The following is a 24,869-nucleotide window of genomic DNA, read 5'->3' as shown; positions in this document are numbered from 1 at the left end:
AGGCCGGGGCAACCTCGTGGGCGATGCGGGAAATATGCCAGGATCGGGGCTTACGACACGGTGCACCCAAGGGGGAGTTGGATGTACGCCAGTAGGGGGGCCGGAGTTCGGGCGTCCGTGGCGGTGGCGGGGGCCACGTTGCTGCTCGCAGGCTGTTTCGGGGGAGACGGCGACGGCGAGGACGACAAGACCACGGACTCCGGGATCAGCCAACAGCCCAGCGAATCCGGCCCGTTCTGGGTCAATCCGAAGGGGAACGCGGCGGCCCAGGTGGCCGCCTACGAGGAAGCGGGCAAGGACGAGAACGCCAAGCTGATCCGCAAGATCGCCGAACAGCCCACGGGCGAGTGGATCGGCCCCGAGAACCCGGAGCGGGAGGCCAGGGGGTACACCGAGGCGGCGGACAAGGCCGACCGGGACGCCGTCCTCGTCCTCTACAACATCCCGCACCGCGACTGCGGCCAGTACTCGGGCGGCGGCGCGGCCGACGGCAACGCCTACCGGACGTGGATCGACGGCGTTGCCCAGGGCATCGGGGACCGTCCCGCCACGGTCGTCCTCGAACCCGACGCGGTCCTCCACGTGGTGGACGGCTGCACGCCGGGCGAGTTCCACGAGGAGCGGTACGCCCTGCTCAAGGGCGCGATCGAGAAGCTCGGCGCGCTGAAGAAGACGAAGGTGTACCTGGACGCCGGGAACGCCGGGTGGAGCGAGGCCGACAGGATCGCCGAACCCCTGAAGTGGGCCGGCGTCGACAAGGCCGACGGGTTCGCCGTCAACGTCTCGAACTTCTACACCACCGAGGACTCCATCGAGTACGGCAAGCGGCTCTCCGCGAAGATCGGCGACAAGCCGTTCGTCATCGACACCAGCCGCAACGGCAACGGCCCCTACACCGGGGGCCGCAAGGACGAGCAGTGGTGCAACCCGCCGGGGCGGGCGCTGGGGGAGACGCCGACGACGAGGACCGCGGATCCGCTGGTGGACGCGTACCTGTGGGTCAAGCGGCCGGGAGAGTCGGACGGCGAGTGCAAAGGGGGGCCCAAGGCGGGGGAGTGGTGGCCGGAGTACGCGCTGAAGTTGGCCAGGGCGTCGGAGTGAACGGGGCCGGTCGCCGTCACGTCTTCGGGTGAGATTCGTTTCGTGGTGGCCCGGCCCTCTTCGCAGGGCCACCTGTCGATCAGTGGGTGCCGGTGCGCGTTTCGAGGCGGGTGCCGTTGCGAACGGTGATCGACATCAGGTCGCTGGGGGCGTCCAGTTCCAGGCGGTGCCAGCGGCCCCGGGGGACGACCACGGCGGCGCCTGCCCGCAACCGCACCATGTCCTCGGCCCCGCCGGGCGCGTCGGGCCGGAAGTAGAGGCGGACGCCGCCGGTCAGGCAGCACACCGCTTCCTCCGCCTCCGGGTGCATCTCCCACTGGTCGGCGTGCACGTCGGCATCGCTCTCCACGTGGAACGCGGCGATCTGCCACGCGCCGGAGCCGCCGCTCGTCATCCGCCGTTCGACGGCTCGGACATCGCCGTCGGGGTGGAAGAGCAGCGCGGAGGCGAACAGGTCGACGGTGTCGTTCGTCATGACGGGATTCCTTCCAGCCGGTTCTCGGCGGGGTCGGCGGATCACGGGACGGGAGTGACGACTTGGCGGCGCGGCAGCACGACCACCGCCACGACTGCCGCGAGCACGAGAACGGTGGCCGTGACGGCCAGGCCCAAGGCGTAGCCATCGTTGAGCGCGGCGGGATCGGTGGCCGTGGTGTCCAGGGCGGCGACGAACTGGGCTGCGGCGGCCGCCGCCGGCACCACCCCGGGCCTCCCTCGAGAGTTTCTATACATGTAAGAAAAGTTACCGCCGGGGTTCGCCGTTGTCGACACCTGGGGAATGATGGGGGGCATGCCGCAACCGTCCGCACCGCGCAAGACCCTGGGCCGGCCTCCCCGCATCTCTCGCGGGGAGATCATCGAGGCGGCACGCCGGATCGTGGACGAGGGGGGCGTGGACCGGCTGACCATGCGGCGGCTGGCCACGGAAGTCGGCAGCACGCCGATGGCGCTCTACCACCACGTCCGCGACAAGGAGGAACTGCTCGTCCTCCTGCTGGACGACTACGCCGCCCGGGCCCTGCGCCGACCGGAACTGCCCGCCCACCCTCGCGAGCGGATCATCGTGGCTGCCACCGCCGTCCACGAGGCGCTCGCCGCCTGCCCCTGGATCGTGGAGGTACTGACCGCCGACGACCTGCTGTCCACGAGCGCGCTGTGGTTCGTCGAGCAGATCGTCGACGGCCTGGTCGAATGCGGCCTCTCCCTCGACCGCGCCGTGCACGGCTACCGCGCGATCTGGTACTACACCGCCGGAGAGATCGTGGTCAGGGCGACAGCGGCCCGACGGCGCGCGGACGACGACCGTGCGACCTACCGGGAAAGAGTCTTCGCCGACCTCGACCCGATCGAGCTGCCCCGCTTGGCGCAGGCCGCAGGCCGTTGGGCTCCGCTGACCGCCGAGGACACCTACCGGGACGGGCTTCAAGCCCTGGTGGACGGCCTTCTCGCCGGCCGCTGACTCCGCGTCGCGCTGCGCGTCATGCGCCGGAAAGCAGGGGGCGCGGCCCCTGCTTTCCGAGGGGCGCGGGGAACTGCGCGACCAGCCCCCACGTGCCCCGCACCCGCACGCGCACCCGCACCCGCACCCGAGAGAGAACCCGAGAGGGACCGAGAGAGAACCCGAGAGGGACCGAGAGGGACCGAGAGGGAACCCGAGAACGAACCCCCTACGGAACCTTCACCCACTGCGCCTTGCTCGGCGTCCCCGCGTCATCCGTCACGAACAGCATGTACCACCCGGACTGCACGAGATTCCGGTTCTTCGGCACGGTCACCGTGAGTTCGTCGCCGGACGTCGTGAAGTCCACCGCGATGGACTTCTGGTCGACGTCGGTGACATGCGTCGACGCACTCGGCCGGATCAGCCGAGCCGACTTGACGGACGACGCGTGCCGCGTCCGGAAGGTCGCCTTCCCGCCGCGCGCGACCGTCTTCGGCCCGCCCGACAGCGTCGGCCGAGCGTCCTGGTACAGATACGGCGGGGTGTAGATCTCGATCCGCTGCTCGAACTCACCGGGCTTGGTGTTGGCCTTGTCGGCGTAGAGGGAGTCCGACCCGAAGAAGACGACCCGTCCGTCGGGCAGCAGGATCGACCCGGAGTGGTAGTTGCGGCCGACCAGCGGATCGGCGACCCGCCGCATCTTGCCGGTGCGCGCGTCGTAGATGCGCGACTCCAGGATGTCGGAGTCGCCGCGGCCCCGGTAGTCCTCCGAACCGCCGGAGATGAGAACCGTGTCGTCGGGGAGGATCGAAGCCTGCGGATACCGGGTGCCCTTGTCGAGCTCCGGTCCGTCCACGAAGCGCGGGCTGTCGTCCAGCAGGTCGATGATCCGGGTCTTCCTGCTGGACTTCTCCGACTCACCGACCCCGCCGCCGCCGATCACCATGTACGTCTCCTTCTGGGCCGGCGGGAGCAGCACCGTACCCGCGGTCTCCAGCAGCTTGCTGTCGCTCATGCCGGGGACCTCGGTGAACTTGTTGGTCCTCAGGTCCCAGATGCCCGGCTGACGGCCCACGTCGTCCGGGCCGTACCCGGCGTTCGCGCCCGAGTAGAACAGCTTGCCGTTCTGCATCAGGGAGATCGCCGGATACGTGGGGAACTGCTGGATGCCCTTGGTGTACGTCCACTTCTTCGTCGCGGGGTCGTAGATCTCGTTCTTGCCCGGGACCAGCTGGCCGATCTCGTCCAGCCCGGAGAGGCTGAGGACCGTGCCGTCGGTGAGCGTCGTCAGCGTCGGGTACCAGCGGGCCTCGTTCATCGGGTCGACCTTGATGTACCGCTCGGCGACCGGGTCGAACTCGTAGGCGTCCCTGATGCCCTGGAAGTCCTTCTTGTCGAGGGCGAGCTTCTGCGCGATGCCGTAGGTGTTGCGGGCGTCCGCGCCCTTCAGGCCCGTGATCCGGTAGTTGTCCTCGGTGCCGGTCTCGTACCGCTTGCCGCTCCTCTCGGCCTCGACGTAGGCGCGGGCGATCCCCGGCTTGTTCCCGGTGAACCTCCCGGTGTCCGGGTCGAAGGTCTTGGTGGCCTTCCTGATCTCGACCTCGTCCTTCAGGACGAAGGTCTTGCCGTTCTTCCTGCCGACGAACCTCGTCCCCGGCTTCAGCTCCATCCTCTTGTCGGGGTTCTCGTTGTGGATGATCATCAGGCCGCCGGCCTTGGTGACATCGCCCTTGAGCTTCTCGTAGCGCTTGGTGCCGCCCGCGATCAGCAGCCGGCCGCTGGACAGCTGGGTGTGCCCGGTGCAGAACAGGTCGGCCGGGGTCGGTACGCGCTTGATCGTCTGCTTGACCGGGTCCCAGACGCGGGTGTCGAACCTCTTCCTGTCGAAGTTGTCCTGGTCGTTGCCCGACCCCGCGATCAACAGGACCTTGCCGGTGTGCAGGAGCGCGGCGTGGATCGTGTTCTGCCGGTACTCCTTCGGGAACTCCACGATCTGCCAGTGGCCGTTGGCGGCCTTGTACTCAGGTCTGTTGATCTTGTACTGGTGGTACTGCTCGGTGCCGAAGCGGTACAGCCACGGCCCGTTCATCCCGGCCAGCGCGAGGACCACCGCCGAGCCGATCGCGAGGCGACGGGCGCGGCGGCGGCCTGCACGGTCACTCATTCCTTACGTCCCCCCAGTCCGCCCAGGGCGATCTGCATGGTCTGGTCGCCGCCCCCGCCGCCCCCGCCGCCCGGACCGGACGCGGCCCAGCTCGGCTTGTGCTGGGGAGCGTGCGGCCCGTGTGGGGTGTGCGGTGCGTGGGGGGACGCGGAGGGCGTGGCGGCGGCCTCGGGCGGTGCGACCATCGACCCCTGCAGCGCGGCCGAGGCGGCGGCCTTCTTCTTGTCCTGGCGCAGCATGTGACGCCAGACGACGATGGGCAGGGCGGTGATCAGCAGGGCGAACGTCGCCCAGATGATCATCGCCGGATGCGAGTGCCCGAAGGCGAAGCCGGCGACGATCGAACCGCCGAAGATCGCGATGAAGTACCAGTGGTACCGGAAGGTGCCGAACCACCGGTCGGGGCTGGCCGAGTCGCCCTTGGGCGTGACGACGAACTTGCTCTTGCGGCGCAGCGCAGAGTCGATCAGAGCCTTGGCGTACAGCGGCGCGGACAGCGCGGACATCACCATGCCGGCCACACCGCCGGAGCCCTCGGGCTCGTGCGGGGAGACGTTGTGCCTGCGGTTCCAGACGTACAGGCCTATCTGGAGCGCCGAGGCGTTCCCGTAGAGCATCAGCCACACCGTCGGGTCGATGTTCACGCCCGAGGCGCCGAGGCCCAGGAAGAGGGCACAACTCAGCGCGGCGAGGATCCAGTTGAGGGCGGACATCGGATAGAAGATGATCATCATGGTGTAGTTGAAGAGCTTGGTCGGCGGCAGTGAGTACCAGCCCTTCCAGTACTGCTTGAGGATCGTCTCGTACGTCCCGCGCGACCAGCGCATCTGCTGGGTGAAGAAGTCCGTCCAGGCGCTGGGACCCTCGCCCACCGCGAGCACGTCCGGGGTGTACACCGAGCGCCACTTGCGGCCCGTGAGCGGGTTCTTGTGGCGGTGGATCTCGAAGCCGGTCGCCATGTCCTCGGTGATCGAGTCGTAGAGCCCGCCGATCTGCTTGAGGGCCTTGATGCGCACGGCGTTCGACGTACCCACGAACATCGGCGCGCCGTAGCGGTTGCCGGCTCGCTGGATCAGCGCGTGGAAGAGGAACTGCTGCGACTCGGCGGCCTTGGTGACGAAGTTGTCGTAGTTGCCGTACACCTGGGGGCCGATGACGAAGCCGATGTCCGGGTCGCGGAAGAAGCCGAGCATCCGCTCCAGGTAGTTGGGCAGCGGGATGTGGTCGGTGTCGACGGAGGCGAAGAAGTCGTAGTCGTCACCGTGCGCGTCGAGCCAGGCGTTGTAGTTGCCGTGCTTGGTCTTGGCGCGGTGCGGGCCCTTGGGCCGGTTCCACTTGGCGATGCCCTTGCGGGAGAAGTGGTGCACGCCGAGGCGCGCGCAGACCTCCTTCACCTCCGGGTCGTCGCCCTCGTCGAGGAGCCACACGTGCAGCAGCCCGCGGTGGCGGAGCCTGACGGCGGCCTCCAGGGTCTTCGTCACCATCTCCAGCGGCTCCTTGCCGGGCACGAAGGAGGTGAGGAAGGCGACTCGGGTGCCGGCCTCGGGCACCACGGGGATCGGGTCGCGGGCGACCAGGGTGGCGTGCGCGTTGGAGAGCACGTTCATGCAGCGGAAGAACTCGATCAGGCCGATCGAGACCAGCATGACCATGTCGAGGGCGGGCAGGAACTCGTACTCGACGTAGTCGCGCCTGGTCCAGTGCTCCGGCTGGAGCAGCCAGGTGAGCAGGACCAGGGAGAGCAGCGGGGCGGCGGCCAGCATCAGGGCGACCCTCATGCGGTGCGGCTCCTGGGAGATCAGGGAGCGGTACTGCACTGTGTAGGGCTTGCTCGGATCGGGCTGAGTGAGGGGCCCCGCGAGTCGGCTGTAGTGCTCGTAGTCGTATCTGGGAAGTGTCTTCCTCAACTTTCGGAAGGTGCCGGTCCGGTGCGACGGAACCTTCGGTCGTGTCGTTTCGGACGGGTCGGAGTTATGCCGGGCGCCCGTCGGCGTCATGAGTCATTCCCCCCGCACACACGTTCGTGTGTGTTAGTCGGTTTTCCGTCCGCTCCGGTCCCCCTCGACCGTTACGGACGTATCAGTGGCGGATAGCCGTCACTATGTGATCTACACCATAAAGACACGGGGTGGCGGACTTCCGGTTGCATTGACGCCTCTCTGGGCATTCGTTCGAGAATGTGCGCGTCGCCGCGAGCGCCGGGAGGCTATGATCCCCATCCCCCGAGCGCCCTTGCGCCCGCGGCCCCCCAACTGCCCCGTATCCGCGGCCCCTTATGCCTCAGGGTTCTATGGTCCTCATCTTGATCGCAAGGTGAGGAACACGGCGGTTTCCGGTCATACCAGATGATTGGGACAGGGGTGGAGGATCTGTGAAACAGCGCTGCTCCGCGGCCGGCGCGGGGTATGCGAAGAGGCCCCTCGCTGCTGCGAGGGGCCTCTTCGGTGGTGCGCCGCCAGGGACTCGAACCCCGGACCCGCTGATTAAGAGTCAGCTGCTCTAACCAACTGAGCTAGCGGCGCGTGCGGTGAAAGTTTACCCGAGCGCCGGGGGTGCTTCCGACCACTGTGGCGGGCGGGTGTGCCGGCGCGGTCGATCGTGGTGCGCGGGACATGAGTGGTTGCGTGCGCGGTCGCACGCGCCCCCAATGGACATCGAGCGCCCCCTGTTTTTCGTGGGTTCGTGGATTCGCGCGAACGGTCCCCGGTCGTGGTCCCCGGCCGGCGAGCCGTCGGTTCTCCCCGTACCGCCCGTACATCGTTTGGACCGTCAGCATGCGACAACACGCGACGCTTGGAAAACTTGACGTCGTGCAGAATCGTGGAATTCTCCGCCCTGCCCGTGAGGGGAATCGCATGGATACTCCGGCATTCGAGGAAATCGATCCGGGGGCTGCCGCCTGCGAATGCCCGGGCTGTGTTCACCGACGACGAGCGATGCCGTACTCGACCACGCGCGGCCTTGGCCACCCCGCCGCCGGGGAGGCGTCGCCCGACGAGTGGCCGGACCCCACGCGCACCTCCTGCGTCGCCTACGCGTCGACCTGCCCGCATACCCGCCGACGGCTCGCCCCGTACGGCCACCGGACCGGCCCGACCCGCTGTGTGCCTTACCGCCACCAGGGCCCGGTCGACCACGGCGCGGGTTCCCCGGAGCGGGCGACGGGCGGCCCCGCCGGTTCCCCCGAGTCCTTTGGACGTGGCGGTACGAAGGGGCCGGCGGGAAGGCCGAGGAGCGACCGGTATCCGGGCACCGCCTCCTCCGGGCCCGGCGCGGACAACCGCCACGTCATACGGCGGGGCCGGTCGCCGGTGGAGCGCGGCAGGGGCCGCCTCTCCTCCACGTCCCGCCCGCCGGTCGCGCCCCCGACGCCCGCCTCGCACGGTGTGCGCGGCCGTCCTGGCCGGGGCGCGTTCCGGCCCGGCGCGCACGACGAGCATGTCACCCCGCTCGGGAAACGGCTGGTGGAGAAGGGTTTCGGCACCTACGGCACCTCGGGGCCGGGGCCGGGGCCGGGACCGCGTCGGGGCGAGTGGGACCGGCGGAACGCGGAGGCGTTCCAGCGGGCCCAGGGCCGGCGCCGCGGCGCGGCGGACGGCTACCCGGGCCCCGAGACCCGGCGCCGCCGGTCCTCCTGACGCCACCGCCCCGCGTCAACCGCGCACCCTCGCCGGACAGTCCGGCCCGGCCAGGCGGCCGCCACCCGGCCCGGCGCTCGCACCCTCTCCACCGTCACCAGCTCTCACCACGGTTCTTCCCGCGCGGAGGCATGGAGGCACGTATGAGTACGACCACCTCACCCACACCGGAGCCGGAAGGGGTCGCGAGGACCGCGCGGCTCATCCAGAACGAGACGACCACCGAGATCCCCGTCCATCTGCTGTTCCGGGACGACCCGGAGCCGGTGTCCGGGCCGGTCGCCCCCGCGGTCGTGGGCCGGCGGCGGGGGACGGGGGAGCAGCCGCGGGTGGGGCGGGGACCCGCCTCGGTGAAGCCGCGGCCCGCCGTCCAGGTCGACCCGGACCTGGTCGAGCGTCACGCGCGGGTGCTGCCCGGGGCGGTGGGTGTGCTGGGCGGGGCCTGCGGGGTGGCCGGATGCGTGCTGACGTCGTGGTGGGCCGGTGTGCTGCCGGGTCTGGCCGTACGGGCGTTGGGGCTGCCGGACGTGCCCGCGGGGGGGCTCGGGGCGGCGCAGTGGGCCGCGTACGCCGGTGCCGGGGCGCTGACCCTGTTCGGGTTCGGCGGGCTGGCGCGGGGGCGGACCGGGCGGGCCTTCGTGCTGAACCTCTTCGGGCGGTACCGGGGGACCGTCCGCCGCACCGGACTGCTCTGGGTGAACCCGCTCGTGCTGCGCCGCCGGGTCGACGTACGGCTGCGGCACTGGCGGAGCGAGCCGATGCCGGCGGTCGACGCCAACGGCGTGGCGCTTCGGGTGGTCGTCCTGGTCGCCTGGCGGGTGCGGGACACCGCGCGGGCCGTGCTGGGGATCGAGGACCACGAGCGGTACCTGCGCGACTGCGTGGAGGCGGCGCTCTCCCGGGTGCTGTCCCGGCTCCCCGCCGACGTACCGCCGGGCGCCCTGGTCAGGGACTCGACCCTGCGCAACACGGAGGCGGTCGGCGAGGCGCTGACGCGGCTGCTGGTCGCGGACACGGCACCGGTCGGTCTGGAGGTGTTCTCCGTCCAGCCGACCCGGATCGAGTACGCCTCCGAGGTCGCCGCGGTGATGCAGCGCCGGCGGATCGCGGCGCTCGACGCACAGCATCGCGACACCGTGCTCACCTCGGTCGTCGACTCCGTCGAGGACACGGTGACCCGGCTGACGATGCGCGGCCTGGTCGAACTCGACGACTACGAGCGCAAGGCACTGGTGAAGGACCTGACGGTGGCGTTCTACACGGGGCGGCGCGAAACGTCCCCGTGAACACCGTGCCGGGCAGGGCCTGCCGTTGATATGGACACAGCTAACTACCGCTCCTACTCTGATGCTTGGTCTAGACCTGGAACATCCCCACGTACTCCAGGGAGCGGCAGCATGCGTCCAAGGACCCTCACCCGAAAACGCGCCAAGTGGTACGCCGCCGGCGTCGGTCTCGCCACCACCGGGGCCCTCGTCCTCTCCAGCGGCGGCGCCTCCGGCCACGGCTACACCGATCTCCCCGTCAGCCGGCAGAAGCTCTGTCAGAACGGCACCGTCACGAACTGCGGCGACATCCAGTGGGAGCCGCAGAGCGTGGAGGGCCCGAAGGGCTTCCCGGGCTCAGGGCCGGCTGACGGCCAGATCTGTTCCGCCGGGCACAGCCGGTTCGGCCGGCTCGACTCGCCCACCAGGCCGGGCGGCGGCGCCTGGCCCACGACCAGGGTGACAGGCGGCCAGAACCACACCTTCCGCTGGCAGTTCACCGCCATGCACGCCACCACCGACTTCAAGTACTACGTCACCAAACCGGGCTGGAACCAGAACCACGCCCTCGCCCGCTCCGACCTCAACCTCACCCCGTTCTTCACCGTCCCCTACAACGGTCAGCGCCCCCCGTCCACGCTCTCCCACACCGGCCGCCTGCCGTCCGGTCTGAGCGGCCACCACGTGATCCTCGCGGTATGGACGATCGCCGACACCGGTAACGCGTTCTACGCCTGCTCGGACGTCACGTTCTGACCGAACAACGCACCCGGCCCCGCGAGTTCTGAGCATCGCTTGAGCTGCGCGGGGCCCCCGCGCGGGTACGTTCCCCACACGCCGACGACCGAGGCGTTCGTCGACAGCGGGGGACCGTCGTGGATGTTTTTCTGTACACCGTTCCCGTCGTGATCATGGCCGTCGTCGCCTTCATGGCGTACCGCGTGCTGCGCCGCTGGCTGCAGATCCGCAGCGCCTGGAACAGCGGGCTGACGGCGGAGGGCCGCTGTCTGAAGGCGTTCACGACGGTCAGCAAGGGCACGGGCCGGAGCAGCGCCGTGCACACCACGATCCACCACGTGTACGAGTTCACGACGCGTGACGGCCGCGCCATCCGCTTCGAGGAGGAGGACGGCCCGATGACGACGGTCGAGGGCGACTTCGTCACGGTCCACTACGCCGAAGGCCGCACCGTGGTGGCCACGGCCCACGAGCCGGGCAGGGTGAAGCACGCCGTGGCCGCCGCCGGCCTCCTCGCCTTCTTCGCGGTGATCTTCGTCTTCTGTGTCGGATTCATGGTCACGTACCACCGGTTCTCCAACGACACCTCGTTCCCGACCCCCTGACCGAGATTGCCCCTCCTCATCTGACGTTGCGTCAATTACCGTGCGCCCGTATGGAGTCCACGAGGCGAACGGTCGCACAGCTCGTCGCCGACCGGTGGGGCGACCACCGGCCGGGGCTGTGGTTCGAGGACGAGGTGCTCACCCACCACGAGGTCGCGGCCGGGGCCGCCGCCCGTGCGGCACTCCTGGCGGACCTGCTGCCGCCCGGCGCCGAGCCGCACCTCGGCGTCCTCCTCGACAACACCCCCGAGTACCCCCTGTGGCTGGGCGCGGCCGCCCTCGCGGGCGCCGCCGTCGCCGGGATCAACCCCACCCGCCGGGGCCCGGAACTGGCCCGCGACATCCTCCACACCGAGTGCCGGGTCCTGGTCACGGAACGCGCCCACCTGCCGTTGCTCGACGGCCTCTCCCTGCCCGGCGTACGGCTCCTCGTGACGGACACCGAGGAGTACGCCGCCCTCGTCGCCCCCTACGCGGGCGCCGAACCCGATCCCACCGCGGCCACCCCGTCCCACCGCCTCCTTCTCTGCTTCACCTCCGGCTCCACCGGCGCCCCCAAGGCGGCGATCTGCTCCCAGGGGCGGCTCGCGGCGGCCGGCCGGACACTGGCCGACCGCTTCGGTGTGCGGCGAGGCGACGTGCACTACGTCTGCATGCCGATGTTCCACGGCAACGCCGTGATCGCCGACTGGGCACCCGCCCTGGCCGCCGGGGCGGGCGTCGCCCTGCGCCGCCGGTTCTCCGCCTCCGGCTTCCTGGACGACGTACGGGCCTACGGCGCCACGTACTTCACCTATGTCGGGCGGGCCGTGCAGTACCTCCTCGCCACCGAGCCCCGCCCCGACGACCACGACAACCCCCTGCGCACGGGCTTCGGCACGGAGGCGGGGGCCGTGGACGCGGCCGCCTTCGAGCGGCGGTTCGGGGTGCGGCTCGTCGAGGGCTACGGCTCCTCCGAGGGCGGGGCCGCGATCCAGCGGACACCGGGGACCCCGCCGGGCGCGATCGGGCGGGCGGCACCCGGCGACGACCTCGCCGTGGTCGACCCCGAGAGCCGGAAGGAGTGCCCCCCGGCCGTCTTCGCCGACGACGGACGCCTCCTCAACGGCACCGAGGCGATAGGTGAGTTGGTCAACCGCGGCCCCAACCCGTTCGAGGGCTACTGGCGCAACCCCGAGGCGGACGCGGCCCGCCGCCACGGCGGCTGGTACTGGACCGGGGACCTGTTCTACCGGGACGCGGACGGCTTCCTCTACTTCGCGGGCCGCACCGACGACCGCCTGCGCGTCGACAGCGAGAACCTCGCCGCCGCCGTCATCGAGAACATCCTCGCCCGGTACGAGGGCGCCGACGCCGTCGCCGTCTACGCCGTCCCGGACCCGGTCGCCGGGGACCAGGTCATGGCGACCATCGCGGGCACCTTCGACCCGTACGGCTTCACCGAGTTCCTCATCTCCCAGCCGGACCTGGGCACCAAGATGACCCCGAGCTTCGTACGCGTCGTCCCCCGCATGCCCGTCACCGCCACCAACAAGATCCAGCGGGCCGCCCTCCGCCGCGAGGGCTTCCGCTGCCCCGACCCCGTGTGGTGGCGCCCCCCGGGCAAGTGGGCGTACCGCAGGCTCACCGCGGTGGACCTGGCGCACCTCGTCACCGAGTACCGGGCGCGCGGCCGGGAGGAGCTGCTGACGAGATAGGCGGGCAGGCGTGTGGGCACCGCCCAGACGGACCCACGGGAGGGTAGGGCTGGGCCCACCCCGGGAACGCCCCCTGTCGGTATGGTCGTTGCCCTGCCCCGCCGCCTACCGTGAGCCCGTGATCCGAACGATCGTACGAGACGCGCCGGGTGCGGTGGCGTACCTGCTGAGCGGTGTGCTCGTGGGCGCGCCCCTGATGCCGGGGCTCCTCGTCCTGGGCGCGCTCGGCCTCGCCCTGGCGCCCCTTCTCGTGGGCCTTCCGCTGCTGGCCCTCGTCGCCCTGTCCGGGGTACCGGTCGGCGCCCTGGAGCGCAGGCGGCTGCTTCTCGCCCGCACACCCCCGCCGCCCGGCCCGCACGCCACCCCGGCCGAGCCCGGGCTCGCCGCGTGGGCCCGGCTGCGGTGCACCGAGCGGGCGACCTGGCGGGAGCTGGCGTACACGCTGCTCCTCGGTTTCGCGCTGTGGCCGCTGGACGCGCTGGCCCTGTGCGCGGCGGTGGCCGTACCGGGCGCGATGATCGGGGCGCCCGTGCAACTGGCCCTCTCGGGCGGCGACACCCGGATCGCCAAGCTCTGGCTGATCGACACCCCCGGCCAGGCACTGCTGTGCGCGGCCGCCGGACTCGTCCTCCTGCCGGCGCTGCTGTGGCCGCTCACCCTGTACGCCCGGGCCCGCGCCGCCGTGGCCCGGCTGCTGCTCGCGCCCGGCGAGGCCGAGGGGGAGCGGCGGCTGGCGGAGGTGACCCGCTCGCGGGCCCGGCTGGTCGCCGCCTTCGAGGCGGAGCGGCGCCGCATCGAACGCGACCTGCACGACGGTGCGCAGCAGCGACTGGTGGCCCTGAGCATGACGCTGGGCCTGGCCCGGCTGGACGCCCCGCCGGAGCTGGCCGGCCGGCTCGCCGACGCCCATCGGGAAGCCGACCGGGTGCTCGGGGAGCTGAGGGAGCTGATCCACGGCATCCACCCCCAGGTGCTGGCCGACTACGGTCTGCCGGACGCCCTCGCCGACGTGGCCGACCGGTCCGCCGTCCCCGTCACCGTCGACGCCGACCTGCCGCGGTTCAGCGAGCCGGTGGAGTCCGCCGCGTACTTCGCGGTCCGCGAGGCGCTCGCCAACATCGGCAGGCACAGCGGTGCCGGGCAGGCGTGGATCACCGGCCGGTACGCGGGCGGGCGACTGCGGGTGGAGGTGCGCGACGACGGGCACGGCGGCGCGGACCCCGCAGCCGGCACCGGCCTCACCGGGCTCGCCGACCGGCTCGCCGTCCTCGATGGGAAACTGACCGTCCGCAGCCCGGCCGGCGGCCCGACCGTCCTGTCCCTGGAGATCCCGTGCCCCACGCGCTGAAGATCGTGCTCGCCGAGGACGGCGTGCTGCTCCGCGAGGGGCTCGTCGGGGTGCTGGCCCGCTTCGGCCACGAGGTCGTCGCGGCGGTCGGCGACGCGGAGGCGCTCCGGCGGGCGGTGGCGTCGTACGGGCCCGATCTGGTCGTCACCGACGTCCGGATGCCGCCCGGACAGAGTGACGAGGGGCTGCGCGCCGCCCTCGACCTGCGTACCGAGAACCCGGCCCTGCCCGTCCTCGTCCTCAGCCAGTACGTGCAACGTGCTTACGCCGCCGAACTCCTCGACACCGGGGACGGCACCGGCGTCGGCTACCTCCTCAAGGACCGTATCGGGCAGGTCGAGCAGTTCGCGGAGGCGGTCGACCGGGTCGCGGCCGGCGGCACCGTCGTCGACCCCGAGGTCGTACGGCAGCTGCTGCGCAGGCGGCGTGATCCGCTGGCCGCGCTGACCCCGCGCGAGCGCGAGGTCCTCGCCCTGGTCGCCGAGGGCAAGTCCAACGCCGCCGTCGCCCGGGACCTGGTCGTCACCGAGGCCGCCGTCGGCAAACACATCGGCAACATCCTCGCCAAGCTCGCCCTGCCCCCGGCCGAGGACACCCACCGCCGGGTGCTCGCCGTCCTGGCCTACCTGCGCAGCTGAGTCCCGCACCACGGCCGGGGGTGTGGGTGGCGAAGCCCCCACAGCGCGCGGCGAAGCCGCGGAAAACGACGATGGCGGGACATGTTCGCGCTTTCCGCGAACATGTCCCGCCATCGTCATCGTGCGCCGCCAGGGACTCGAACCCCGGACCCGCTGATTAAGAGTCAGCTGCTCTAACCAACTGAGCTAGCGGCGCAGACTCTGTCGCTTTTCGCTTTCGCGGCCGGCGACAGAGAAAATACTACCTGGTGTTCAGGGGTGCCTTCGACCAGGTAAACGTGACGTGGATCTCTGGCCCGCGGGCCTGTCAGATCGCCAGCGAGAGAAGGACCGGCGCCGCACCCCGGTTCAGTGTGTGTGCCGCCTGGCGGAGCCGGTGCGCGTGCTCCAGGGGCAGGGACAGGGCCAGACAGCCGACGGCGGAGCCCGCGGTGATGGGGACCGCCGCGCAGACCGTGCCCGGCGCGTACTCCTGGAGGTCCAGGACCGGGACCGTCGGCGACTGGGCGTCGAGTTTGTTCAGCAGCACCCTCTCGTTGGTGATCGTGCGGGACGTGAGCCGGGCCGGCCGGTGCCGGGACAGGTGGTCCCGCCGGGCGTTGAGGTCGAGCTGGCCCAGCAGGCTCTTGCCTATGGCGGTGGCGTGGGCCGCGGAACGGAAGTCGACCCACTGGTGCACGGCGGGTGTGCCCGGCCCCTCGGCGCAGCCGGTGACCTTGATCTCCCCGTCCTCGTAGCGGCTGATGTAGACGGCGGCGCCCACGGAGTCGCGCAGTCGGTCCAGGGTGCGCTGGAGCTGCTCGCGCAGGGCCTGGTCATGGCCCTGGGCGGAGCCCAGCCTGGCGAGTGCGACTCCGGTGACATAGGCGCCGTCGGTGGTCTGCTCGACGTATCCCTCACGGCGCAGCATCAGCAGGAGCGCGGTCAACCGCTCGCTGCCGACGCCGGTCCGGTGGGCGATCTCGGCGTCGGTGACGCCACCTGCGTGCCGCGCCACTGTCTCCAGGACGCGCAGCGCGTCCTGGGCCGAGTGGTTCGGCGCGGTCGGCTCGTGCTTGAGCGCCACGGTTTCCCCCTGCGCTTCTCGGGCCGTTTTTCGGACAGCTTGCCGTGTCCCACGATACGGCCCAAGGGGCATACGCGCAGGGGTTGTTCGCGAGAAAATCCGCGAGCCCACGGGCCTCTCAACTGGTGGATCAGCACTCTGGCATATGCCAGAGTCATGGCCCGCCGGATCGACCTCGGATGTTCGCCCGTGTTCGACCGCTCACGGCACGTAATCAGAGGACCGCGCCGAGGAACTCCCGAGTACGTTCGTGCTCGGGTTCGCCGAAGATCTTCTCGGGGCTGCCCGACTCGATGACCTGGCCGGAATCGAACATCAGAACTTGATCCGAGATGTCCCGGGCGAAGTTCATCTCGTGGGTCACGCAGAGCATCGTGATGTCGGTGGTGCGGGCGATGTCCCGGAGGAGATCGAGGACCCCCGCGACCAGTTCGGGGTCGAGCGCTGAGGTCACCTCGTCGAGGAGCAGCACCTGCGGGCGCATCGCCAGGGCGCGGGCGATGGCCACCCGCTGCTGCTGGCCCCCGGAGAGCTGGGTCGGGTAGGCGTCGCACTTGTCGGCGAGCCCGACCATGTCCAGCAGCTCCCGGGCGCGCGCCTCGGCCTCGTCCCTGGACAGGCCGAGGACGGTGACCGGGGCCTCGGTGATGTTGCGCAGCACCTTCATGTTGGGGAAGAGGTTGAACTGCTGGAACACCATTCCGATGTTCTTGCGCACCTCTCGGCACTGCCTGTCGCTCGCCGGGAACAGCCGCTGTCCGCCGACGGTGATCGTGCCCTCGTCGGGCTTGGTCAGGGTCATCAGCAGCCGCAGGATCGTCGTCTTGCCGGAGCCGGACGGGCCGATCAGCGTCACGTGCTTGCCGGCGTCGACGGAGAAGTCGAGCCGGTCCAGGACCGTGTTGCTGCCGAATCGTTTGGTCACGTTCTCGAAGCGGATCAGCTCGGCGTGGTCCGCGGCACGGTCGACGGGGGACTCGGGTTCTTTGATCAGCGGGGTGTCAGCGGACAAGGCGACGCTCCAGGGTTCGCAGGAGGACGGAGGCGAGATAGGAGATGACGATGAACGCCACTCCGATGACGGTGAGGGGTTCGGTGAAGCGGAAGGTCTCCTGGGCGTAGAGCCGTGCCTCGCCGAGCATCTCCGGGACCGTGATCACCATGAGGATCGGGGTGTCCTTGAGCATCGAGATCACGTAGTTGCCCAGCGCGGGCACCACCCGGCGGACCGCCTGCGGCAGGATCACCACCGTCCAGGTGCGCCGCAGCGGCAGGTTCAGCGCCGTGGCCGCCTCCCACTGGCCCGCGGGCACCGCCTCGATCCCGGCGCGGTAGACCTGCATCGTGTACGTCGAGTAGTGCAGCCCGATCGCGAAGACGCCGGTGGTCAGCGCCGAGAAGGTCAGGCCCCACTCGGGCAGCACATAGAAGAGGAAGAACAGCTGCACCAGCAGCGGGGTGTTCCGGACGAACTCCGTGAAGACGCCCACCGGCCAGCTCACCCACCGGGTCGGCGTCCGCACCAGCAGCGCCCACACCAGTCCGAGCGCGAACGACACCACCGAGCCCAGCGCCAGCGCCTGGAGGGTGACGATCAGGCCGTCCCACAGGTGCGGGAGGAAGTCGACGACCGCGTTCCAGTCCCAGTTCATCACGCACCACCTCCGGCGCCCGCCGACTCGGGTACGCGCGCCGGTGCCGCGCCCGCCTTCCTTCTCGCCGGGGCCCTGCCGACCCCGGCCTTCAGCCGCCGCTCCAGCGCCCGCATGGCCCGGGTGAGCAGGAAGGCGATCACGAAGTAGATGAGCAGGATGTACGTGTAGATCTCCACGCTCTCCTGGAGCGCCAGCCGCACCAGGCTGCCGCTGAAGGCGAGGTCACCCATGCCCATGATCGACACCAGTGCCGTGCCCTTGAGCAGTTCGACCAGCAGGTTGGCGAAGGGCGGGATCATCTCCGGCACCGCCTGGGGCAGCAGGATCAGCCGCATCCGCTGCCACGGGGAGAAGCTCAGCGCGATCCCGCCCTCGCGCTGGGCGGGGTCCACGGAGTTCAGGGCGCCGCGCACGATCTCGGCGCCGTACGCCCCGTAGGTCAGCCCGAGGGCGAGGACGGCCGCCCACATGGGGACGAGCTGCCAGCCGAAGGCCAGCGGCAGCACGAAGTACACCCAGAAGATCATGATCAGCGCGGAGGTGCCGCGGAACCCCTCGGTGTAGACGCCCGCGAGGAAGCGGACGACCCACCGGTGGTGGGTGCGGGCGATCCCCACGGCGAAGGCGACGGCCGTGGCCAGCAGCCCGCCGAACACCAGCAGTTGGACGGTGACCCAGACACCGCGCAGGACGAGTTCCCAGAGGCCCGAGGTCATGCGCGACAGAGCTCCCGCATCGTGAGGTCGGTCATCTCGACCTCCGTGAACCCGAAGGGCCGCAGGACCCGCAGCAGCTCGCCGCTCTCCTTCATCTTCCGCAGCTCGGCGTTGAAGGCGTCCCGCAGCCTCGTCTCGGTCCGCCGGAAGGCGAAGCCGGCGCCGTCCACCCGCGGCCTGCCGTCCACGCGCGCGGCGAAGGGCTCGGTGGCCTCGGTCCTGCGGGACTTCTTGACGACCTCACGGGTGGTCAGGGACGTCCCCGCGAACACGTCGACGCGTCCGGCCTCGACCGCGTTCATGCCCGCGACCTGGTCGGGGACGATCACGATGTCGCTCTCCGGGTAGCCGGCCTCGACCGCGTGCTCGATCTGCGCGTAGCCGGAGCCGGTGGCGAAGCGGGCCTTGGCGCGGATCACGTCCGCGTAGTCCCGCAGGCCCTTGGGGTTGCCCTTGCGGACCACGAAGGCGTCGAGCATCTGGTGGTCCGGCTCGGAGAAGACGACCTGCCCGCAGCGCTCGGGGTTGATGTACATCCCGGCGGACACCACGTCGAACTGCTGCGAGTTCAGGCCGGGTATCAGCGAGCCGAACTCGGTGGGGACGGGCTGGACGCGTTCCACGCCCAGCCGCCTGAAGATGATCCTGGCCACTTCCGGCCCCTCGCCGGTCAGTTCGCCGTTCGTGTCGATGTAACCGAACGGGATCTCCCCCGCGATACCGAGCCGCGCGACGCCCTGTGCTCGCAGCCGGTCCAGCAGGTCACCCCCCTCCACCCCGGAGGCGGAGGCGACCCGGCTGCACCCGGCGGCGCCCAGCGCGCCCGCGGTCGCGAGCGCGGACGCGCCGGCGAGCAGCGCCCGGCGGCTGGGATCACGTGAGGTGCCGGTTCTTCCGGAAGTCTTCGTTGCTGGAGCCATGGCCGCGCGGCTACCCGACCCCATGCGATGTATTCGGGCCACTCGCGGCGCCTTCACGACCCTCGCACACACTCCGCCGGTGCCCCCGCTCGGTGCCCGAGGGCCGCGTGGGGCGCGTTCGTCGGCGGCTCAGGGTTCGCCGGGGTCGCCTTCGCGCCGTTCCCCGCGCCCCTGGACGAACGGGACGCGGGACCTTCCCGGGACCGTGCCCGGCACCACCGGGACCTTCCCGCGGCCTACGCCTGCACGATGGGTTCCCTGGTGAACAGGGCGCCCAGTTCCGGGGCGTTCACCCTTCGGTCGGCCAGGCGCAGCGCCTCCCAGACGCTGACCTGGTTGGCGGTGAGGACCGGCTTGCCGAGTTGCTTCTCCAGGACGGGGATGTGGGAGGCGGTGTGGAGGGCCGTGCCGGGCAGGAGGACCGCCTGGGCGTCGGGGTGGTCGGCGTCCCGGGCGAGGGCGAGGATGTCGTCGCCGGTCCAGGCGCTCACCTCCGCCGCCGTGGCTACGCCGGCCCCGCGCACGGAGACGACCTCCAGCCCGCCCGCCGTCAGGAAGTCGACGAAGAGCCGGGCCACCTCGTCCGGATAGGTCGCGGCCACCGCCACACGGGTCGCGTGCACCTCACGCGCCGCGTGGACGAACGCGAAGGACGTGGAGGAGGCGGGCAGGCCGGCGGTGCGGGCCAGGGCACGGATCTGTTCGTGGGCGCCTTCGAAGCCATGGACGAAGCTGCCGCTGGTGCACGCCCAGACGACCGCCTCCGCTCCCGACAGCCGGAGCGCCTCGCAGCCGGCGGCCAGCCGCTCGGGCGCGCCCATCTCGCGCAGGGCGTCCACCCCGTGCGCGTCCTCCCGGACGTCGGTGTGCGCGAGGTCGACCCGGATGTCGCTGCCCAGGAGTTGCTCTATGCGTGGATAGTCGTCCTCGGCGGAGTGGCCCGGGTAGAGGAATCCGAGAGCGGTCATGCCCAACCTTCCTGTTGTTCCGGCAGTACCGGCGGTGGCGGTACGGCTCCGCACCGGACGACTGCCTGGCCGGCTCGTCGAGCAGAGCCTGGTACGGACCCACCGCCCGGGTACCCAGATGACGCAGTGCCGCCCACATCCTCACCTGGTTGGCCGAGAGAGCGGGGCGTCCCCCGTGCCGCTTCGAGCCGGGGTGGCGACGCCGGGGCGCTGGGGCCGGGTTCGCGGGGACGGAGACGATCACCGCGGCCACCCGCCCTCACACAGTGAGAGGGAGAGGCGACAGAACGTGCGCAAATCCGTGTTGACGACGGTGGGTTCGGGTGCGAGCGTGGTCGATCAGTGCACGTCACCCGCATCCCACCGGGCCGGTCCAGCCGCATCCCCCCACGATCCCGGCTCGGCTCCGGCCGCACGACGGACGGTTTCCCGCCGACATGAACGCAACACGCAGACCGACGCTCCTCGTCCTCGACGCCGAGCCGCGGCCCCGGCTCGGGCGGCTCACCGGACGGGCGACGATCGAGTACACCGCCGCGTCGACGCTGCCCGAGCGGCTGCCGCACGCCGATGTGCTGCTCGTGTGGGACTTCACCTCCCGTGCGGTACGGGCGGCCTGGCCGGGTGAGGGACCCCGCCCCCGCTGGGTGCACACGGCGAGCGCCGGCGTCGACCACCTCCTGTGCCCCGAACTCGCCGTCTCCGAGACGGTGGTGACGAACGCCCGCGGGATCTTCGACGAGCCCATCGCCGAGTATGTCGCCGCGCTCGTCCTGAGCATGGCGAAGGATCTGCCGCGCAGCTGGGAACTCCAGGGCCGGCGGGAGTGGCGCCACCGCGAGACGCTGCGCGTCGCGGGAAGCCGCGCCTGCGTGGTCGGGTCCGGGCCCATCGGGCGGGCGATCGTACGGTCACTGAAGGCGATCGGCGTGCACAGTGCCCTCGTCGGCCGGGTGCCGCGGGTCGGCGTCCACGGCCCCGAGGACCTCGACCGGCTGCTCGCCCGCGCCGACTGGGTGGTCGCGGCGGCGCCGCTGACCGAGGAGACCCGCGGCATGTTCGACGCCCGCCGCTTCGGCGTCATGCAGCCGTCCGCCCGCTTCGTCAACGTGGGCCGCGGACAGCTCGTGGTCGAGGAGGCCCTCGTCGACGCCCTGCGCAGACGATGGATCGCGGGCGCGGCCCTGGACGTCTTCGAGCGCGAACCGCTGGGCCCGGACGACCCGCTGTGGGACGTCCCCGGCCTGATCGTCTCGCCCCACATGAGCGGCGACACGGTCGGCTGGCGCGATGCGCTGGCCGCGCAGTTCGTGGACTTGTACGGCCTGTGGGAGGCGGGCAAGCGGCTGCCCAACGTGGTCGACAAACAGCGAGGGTACGTACCCGGGCCTTGAGCGGGGGCGCTCAGCGACTCGGGGGCGCGGGTTCGTTGTGGTTGTTCGCGCAGTTCCCCGCGCCCCTGAAGATCGGGCCTGCGGCCCGCCTTTCAGGCGAAAAGCACGGGTCGCAGCCCCGGCCGCCTTTCAGGGGCGCGGGGAACTGCGCGAGAAACCCCCACCCACCCGCACCCGCCAACGAACCCGCCCCCCCCCGAGCCCCCGGGCGCCCCCGCTCCCACGGATCCGCGCGGAATAAACGGAGACACCCTCCTGTTAAGCCTGCGCACAGCCCGAGAACCGCCGTTGCAGCAGGAGGACCCCCGTGACCGCAGACGAGATCCGAGGCAAGACACAGGGCACCGCCCCGGTCCCGCTCTCCGTCCTCGACCTGGTCACCGTTGGCGCCGGCCGCACCGCCACCGACGCCCTCCGCACGAGCGTCACCCTCGCCCGCCAGGCGGAGGACCGCGCCTACCACCGGTACTGGGTCGCGGAACACCACTCCATGCCCGGCGTGGCCTCCTCCTCCCCGGCCGTGATCCTCGCCCACCTCGCGGCCCACACCACCCGCATCCGCCTCGGCTCCGGCGGCGTGATGCTCCCCAACCACGCGCCCCTGGTCATCGCGGAGCAGTTCGGCACCCTGGAAGCCATGGCCCCCGGCCGCGTCGACCTCGGTCTCGGCCGCGCCCCCGGCACGGACGGCGCCACCGCCGCCGCCCTCCGCCGCTCGGCCGGCCTCCACGAGGGTGCCGACGACTTCCCCGGGCAACTCGCCGAGCTGACCCGCTTCCTGGACGACGACTTCCCCGACGGCCACCCCTACCGCCGTATCCACGCGGTGCCGGGCCCGATCCAGGGCAGCTCACCCGGTGGTGTGCAGTCCCCGCACCGGCCCCCGATCTGGCTGCTCGGTTCCTCCGGCTTCAGCGCCCGCCTGGCCGGCGAACTGGGCCTGCCCTTCGCCTTCGCGCACCACTTCTCCGCGCGGAACACGGTCCCGGCGCTCGACCTGTACCGGGAGTCGTTCCGCCCCTCCGCCGTCCTCGACGCCCCGTACGCGCTGATCGGCGTCTCCGCCCTCGCCGCCGACGAGGAGAAGGAGGCCCGCCGCCAGGTCAGGGCCGCCGCCCTGAACATGGTCCGCCTGCGCACCGGCCGCCCCGGTCTCGTACCGACCCCGGAGGAGGCGGAGGCGTACCGATTCAGCATGGTCGAACAGGACTTCATCGAATCCTGGAACGCCGACGTGATCCACGGCACCGTCGACGAGGTCCGCACCCGCCTCGACGACCTCCAGAAGCGCACCGGCGCCGACGAGTTGATGCTCACCACCCACGCCCACAGCCCGGAGCTGCGCCTGCGCTCCTACGAACTGGTCGCGGACGCCTACGACCTGCCGCGCGTCCCCCGGGGCGAAGGGGCCGCTCAGGCCTGAGGGCAGGCCGCGGCGCCCAGCAGTTCGCCGATCCGTTCGGGCGACACCGCGCGGGAGTACAGCCATCCCTGGCCGGTGTCGCAGCCGAGTCTGCGCAGCCGGGAGGCCTGGGCGTCGGTCTCCACGCCCTCCGCGGTGACGGTCAGCCCGAGCCGGTGGGCGAGCTGGACGAGGGCCTCGACGATGATCTCGTCGGCGGGGTTGGGCACCCCGTCGTCCCCGGTCCCGCCCTCCTGCGGCGTCTCGTACTGGAAGCCCCGTACGAACGCCCCGTCCAGCTTCAGCACCGACACCGGCAGCCGGCTCAGGTACGCGAGGTTGGAGTAGCCCGTGCCGAAGTCGTCGATGGCGATACGGACCCCCATGTCGCTGAGGGCCTTGAGCGCCTGCAGCGGGCGGCCGGCGGAGCCCATCAGCGCGGACTCGGTGAGTTCGAGCTGGAGCAGATGCGGGGCGAGGCCCGTCTCGGAGAGGATCTCGGCGACATCGGCGACGAGGTCGGAGTCCCAGACCTGGCGCACGGCGACGTTGACGCTGACGAAGATCGGCGCCCGGCCGGGGTGGTCGAGCTGCCAGCGGCGGGCCTGCCGGCAGGCGGTCGCGAGGATCCAGCGGCCGAGCTGGACGATCGAACCGTCCTCCTCCGCCAGTGAGATGAACCGATTCGGCGTCAACAGGCCGAACTGCGGATGGTGCCAGCGCACCAGCGCCTCCACCCCGCGCACCTCGCCCTGCGCCATCCCCACCAGCGGCTGGTACTCCAGGACGAACTCGCCCCGCCCGACGGCCGCCCGCAGCGTGGACGACAGTGCCTGACGGGTCATCCGGTGGGCGTTGCGCTCCGGATCGAACAGCGTCCAGCGGGACTTGCCGTCGGCCTTGGCCCAGTACAGCGTCGTGTCGGCGGCCTGCATCAGCCCGGTGGCCGTGGTGCTCGCCGACTGCCGTTCCACGACCCCGATCGACGCCGACACGGACAGCCGCTGCCCGGCCAGGTCGAAGGGTGCCTGGAGGGTCCTGAGCACGGACTCGGCCAGATCGGCGAGTTGCTCGGTGCCGGTGGAGTCCTCGACCAGCAGGGCGAACTCGTCGCCGCCGAGCCGGGCCACCAGCGGGGTGGCGGTCGCCGTGCCCGCCGGCCGGCTGTACGCCGCCGCCTCGGCACACCGGGTGAGCCGCTCGGCGACGGCCGAGAGCAGCCGGTCGCCGACACGATGGCCGAGCGTGTCGTTGACCGCCTTGAACCCGTCGAGGTCCAGATAGACCAGGCCGATCCGGCCGGTGCGGGACTCCTCGTAGGCGTCCCGCTCCAGGGCGGCGGCCAGCCGTTCGAAGAAGAGGGTGCGGTTGGGCAGCCGGGTCACCGGATCGTGCAGCTGCAAGTGCTGGAGCCTGGCCTGAAGTTGACGGTTGGCGCTGATGTCGGTGACCGAGAGCAGGACCGCGCCCTCCTCCTCGGGCAGCGGCGCCACCGACACCTGGACCCAGAGCGAGGTCCCGTCGGGCCGTTTGAGTCGGCGTGTACAGCGCAGCCGGGCCTGCCGCCCGCGCAGCACCTCCCGATACGCGTGCCAGGTGCGGGTTTCCGCGGCCAGGTCGACCAACTCGGCCGCGACGCGCCCCGCCAGCGGTCGGGAGCCGCTCCTGAGCAGCGTCTCCATCGCCGCGTTCGCGGTGACGACCCGGCCCTCCCGGTCGACGACGGCCATGGCCAGCGGCGCCGCCGAGAAGGCGGAGGGGGTGCTTTCCACCACTGCCGGGGCCGGCGATTCCGCCGTGCCCGACGCGTCAGCCGTGTCCGACGTGCCCGCCGTATCCAATGGTTCGGCATGACGCTCTGTAGTCGCTGACCGGACGAGGTCTGTCGCGGGCGCCGGCCCTTGGGACGTTCCGCTCACCGTTCGCTCCCGCAGTGCACTCGTTTTTCGTACGGATCTCGTTTGTGTCGTCGGATCGGCCGAACCAAGTGCGAAGGGCGCTCCGGCCGTGTCCGTGCAGGAAAGTGTGCCGATCATAGAGGCTGCCCTCAGGGCCTTCTAGCCACTCTCCAGTCTCCCTGAACAACGACCTGATCTGACAGATCGTTTCTGCC

The 24,869-nt window shown here is 71.1% G+C and carries 22 protein-coding genes, 2 tRNA genes and 1 pseudogene; 11 read left to right on the top strand and 14 right to left on the bottom strand.

Going from position 1 to position 24,869, the window contains the following annotated elements; translation table 11 throughout:
* Window positions 1-81: 81 nt before the first annotated feature.
* On the top strand, window positions 82-1,101 hold the full coding sequence (locus tag AC067N_RS08495; RefSeq protein WP_478678123.1) for a glycoside hydrolase family 6 protein: 1,020 nt from the start codon (window positions 82-84) through the stop codon (window positions 1,099-1,101).
* Window positions 1,102-1,180: 79 nt separating this feature from the next.
* Here AC067N_RS08495 and AC067N_RS08490 read toward each other — a convergent pair whose 3' ends face one another.
* Together AC067N_RS08490 and AC067N_RS08485 are read right to left on the bottom strand one after the other, a co-directional pair.
* Window positions 1,181-1,576 (bottom strand): cupin domain-containing protein, encoded by a 396-nt coding sequence (locus AC067N_RS08490; protein ID WP_478678122.1) that lies wholly within the window; start codon window positions 1,574-1,576, stop codon window positions 1,181-1,183.
* 41 nt (window positions 1,577-1,617) lie between these two features.
* Complete coding sequence (locus AC067N_RS08485; protein ID WP_478678121.1) at window positions 1,618-1,833, bottom strand: hypothetical protein; 216 nt, start codon at window positions 1,831-1,833, stop codon at window positions 1,618-1,620.
* 58 nt (window positions 1,834-1,891) lie between these two features.
* Between AC067N_RS08485 and AC067N_RS08480 the strand changes: the two genes are divergently transcribed.
* Window positions 1,892-2,560, top strand: a complete 669-nt coding sequence (locus AC067N_RS08480) for a TetR/AcrR family transcriptional regulator (protein WP_478678120.1) — start codon at window positions 1,892-1,894, stop codon at window positions 2,558-2,560.
* A gap of 208 nt (window positions 2,561-2,768) precedes the next feature.
* Here the strand turns inward: AC067N_RS08480 and glxA are convergent, their stop codons facing one another.
* From glxA to AC067N_RS08465, 3 genes are all read right to left on the bottom strand, one after another.
* The gene (gene glxA, locus AC067N_RS08475; RefSeq protein WP_478678119.1) at window positions 2,769-4,706 is read right to left on the bottom strand and encodes a radical copper oxidase GlxA; all 1,938 of its coding nucleotides are present in this window, start codon (window positions 4,704-4,706) and stop codon (window positions 2,769-2,771) included.
* A complete protein-coding gene (locus AC067N_RS08470) occupies window positions 4,703-6,703 on the bottom strand; it encodes a glycosyltransferase family 2 protein (protein WP_478678118.1) in 2,001 nt (666 codons plus the stop codon). The genes glxA and AC067N_RS08470 overlap by 4 nt, the downstream gene beginning before the upstream one ends.
* A 448-nt stretch (window positions 6,704-7,151) precedes the next feature.
* Window positions 7,152-7,228 (bottom strand) — tRNA-Lys (locus AC067N_RS08465).
* 414 nt (window positions 7,229-7,642) lie between these two features.
* Between AC067N_RS08465 and AC067N_RS08460 the strand changes: the two genes are divergently transcribed.
* The 7 genes from AC067N_RS08460 (at window position 7,643) to AC067N_RS08430 (ending at window position 14,635) form a co-directional block, all read left to right on the top strand.
* Window positions 7,643-8,344, top strand: a complete 702-nt coding sequence (locus tag AC067N_RS08460) for a peptidoglycan-binding protein (RefSeq protein WP_478678117.1) — start codon at window positions 7,643-7,645, stop codon at window positions 8,342-8,344.
* Between the two features lie 143 nt (window positions 8,345-8,487).
* Window positions 8,488-9,630 (top strand): SPFH domain-containing protein, encoded by a 1,143-nt coding sequence (locus tag AC067N_RS08455; RefSeq protein ID WP_478678116.1) that lies wholly within the window; start codon window positions 8,488-8,490, stop codon window positions 9,628-9,630.
* 111 nt (window positions 9,631-9,741) lie between these two features.
* Complete coding sequence (locus AC067N_RS08450) at window positions 9,742-10,365, top strand: lytic polysaccharide monooxygenase auxiliary activity family 9 protein (RefSeq protein ID WP_478678115.1); 624 nt, start codon at window positions 9,742-9,744, stop codon at window positions 10,363-10,365.
* A 119-nt stretch (window positions 10,366-10,484) separates the two neighbouring features.
* A complete protein-coding gene (locus AC067N_RS08445) occupies window positions 10,485-10,952 on the top strand; it encodes a hypothetical protein (protein ID WP_478678114.1) in 468 nt (155 codons plus the stop codon).
* 50 nt (window positions 10,953-11,002) lie between these two features.
* Window positions 11,003-12,649, top strand: a complete 1,647-nt coding sequence (locus AC067N_RS08440) for a long-chain-fatty-acid--CoA ligase (protein WP_478678113.1) — start codon at window positions 11,003-11,005, stop codon at window positions 12,647-12,649.
* Between the two features lie 118 nt (window positions 12,650-12,767).
* Window positions 12,768-13,997, top strand: a complete 1,230-nt coding sequence (locus AC067N_RS08435; protein ID WP_478678112.1) for a sensor histidine kinase — start codon at window positions 12,768-12,770, stop codon at window positions 13,995-13,997.
* A complete protein-coding gene (locus tag AC067N_RS08430; RefSeq protein ID WP_478678111.1) occupies window positions 13,982-14,635 on the top strand; it encodes a response regulator in 654 nt (217 codons plus the stop codon). Before AC067N_RS08435 ends, AC067N_RS08430 begins: the two co-directional genes overlap by 16 nt.
* Window positions 14,636-14,757: 122 nt before the next feature.
* Here the strand turns inward: AC067N_RS08430 and AC067N_RS08425 are convergent.
* The 8 genes and pseudogenes from AC067N_RS08425 to AC067N_RS08390 all read right to left on the bottom strand — a co-directional run.
* Window positions 14,758-14,831, bottom strand: a tRNA-Lys gene (locus AC067N_RS08425).
* Between the two features lie 111 nt (window positions 14,832-14,942).
* Window positions 14,943-15,701 carry an IclR family transcriptional regulator gene (locus tag AC067N_RS08420; protein WP_478678110.1) on the bottom strand — a complete coding sequence of 253 codons (759 nt, stop codon included), beginning with the start codon at window positions 15,699-15,701 and terminating at the stop codon, window positions 14,943-14,945.
* A gap of 214 nt (window positions 15,702-15,915) precedes the next feature.
* Window positions 15,916-16,692, bottom strand: coding sequence for an ectoine/hydroxyectoine ABC transporter ATP-binding protein EhuA (gene ehuA / locus AC067N_RS08415; RefSeq protein WP_478678302.1), 777 nt, complete (start codon window positions 16,690-16,692; stop codon window positions 15,916-15,918).
* Window positions 16,693-16,702: 10 nt separating this feature from the next.
* Window positions 16,703-17,353, bottom strand: coding sequence for an ectoine/hydroxyectoine ABC transporter permease subunit EhuD (gene ehuD / locus AC067N_RS08410; protein ID WP_478678109.1), 651 nt, complete (start codon window positions 17,351-17,353; stop codon window positions 16,703-16,705).
* Window positions 17,353-18,072 (bottom strand): ectoine/hydroxyectoine ABC transporter permease subunit EhuC, encoded by a 720-nt coding sequence (gene ehuC / locus AC067N_RS08405; RefSeq protein WP_478678108.1) that lies wholly within the window; start codon window positions 18,070-18,072, stop codon window positions 17,353-17,355. The genes ehuD and ehuC overlap by 1 nt, the downstream gene beginning before the upstream one ends.
* Window positions 18,069-18,992: an ectoine/hydroxyectoine ABC transporter substrate-binding protein EhuB gene (gene ehuB / locus AC067N_RS08400; protein ID WP_478678107.1), complete on the bottom strand. Its 924-nt coding sequence runs from the start codon at window positions 18,990-18,992 to the stop codon at window positions 18,069-18,071. The genes ehuC and ehuB overlap by 4 nt, the downstream gene beginning before the upstream one ends.
* A gap of 236 nt (window positions 18,993-19,228) precedes the next feature.
* Entirely contained in the window at window positions 19,229-19,960 is a 732-nt protein-coding gene (locus AC067N_RS08395) for a maleate cis-trans isomerase family protein (protein ID WP_478678106.1), read from the bottom strand.
* Window positions 19,957-20,126 (bottom strand): annotated as a pseudogene (locus AC067N_RS08390) (maleate cis-trans isomerase family protein); the annotation flags it as partial. The gene AC067N_RS08395 and the pseudogene AC067N_RS08390, both read right to left, overlap by 4 nt.
* Window positions 20,127-20,397: 271 nt before the next feature.
* Between AC067N_RS08390 and AC067N_RS08385 the strand changes: the two are divergent.
* Together AC067N_RS08385 and AC067N_RS08380 are read left to right on the top strand one after the other, a co-directional pair.
* Entirely contained in the window at window positions 20,398-21,354 is a 957-nt protein-coding gene (locus AC067N_RS08385; protein WP_478678105.1) for a D-2-hydroxyacid dehydrogenase, read from the top strand.
* Between the two features lie 307 nt (window positions 21,355-21,661).
* Window positions 21,662-22,777: an LLM class flavin-dependent oxidoreductase gene (locus tag AC067N_RS08380; protein ID WP_478678104.1), complete on the top strand. Its 1,116-nt coding sequence runs from the start codon at window positions 21,662-21,664 to the stop codon at window positions 22,775-22,777.
* On the opposite strand, the gene AC067N_RS08375 is transcribed toward AC067N_RS08380, so the two are convergent.
* A complete protein-coding gene (locus AC067N_RS08375) occupies window positions 22,768-24,675 on the bottom strand; it encodes a putative bifunctional diguanylate cyclase/phosphodiesterase (RefSeq protein WP_478678103.1) in 1,908 nt (635 codons plus the stop codon). The genes AC067N_RS08380 and AC067N_RS08375 overlap by 10 nt on opposite strands.
* Window positions 24,676-24,869 lie beyond the last annotated feature (194 nt).

The sequence above is a fragment of the Streptomyces sp. NPDC042364 genome (genome assembly GCF_056437585.1).
This window is presented reverse-complemented; position numbering and strand designations above follow the sequence as displayed.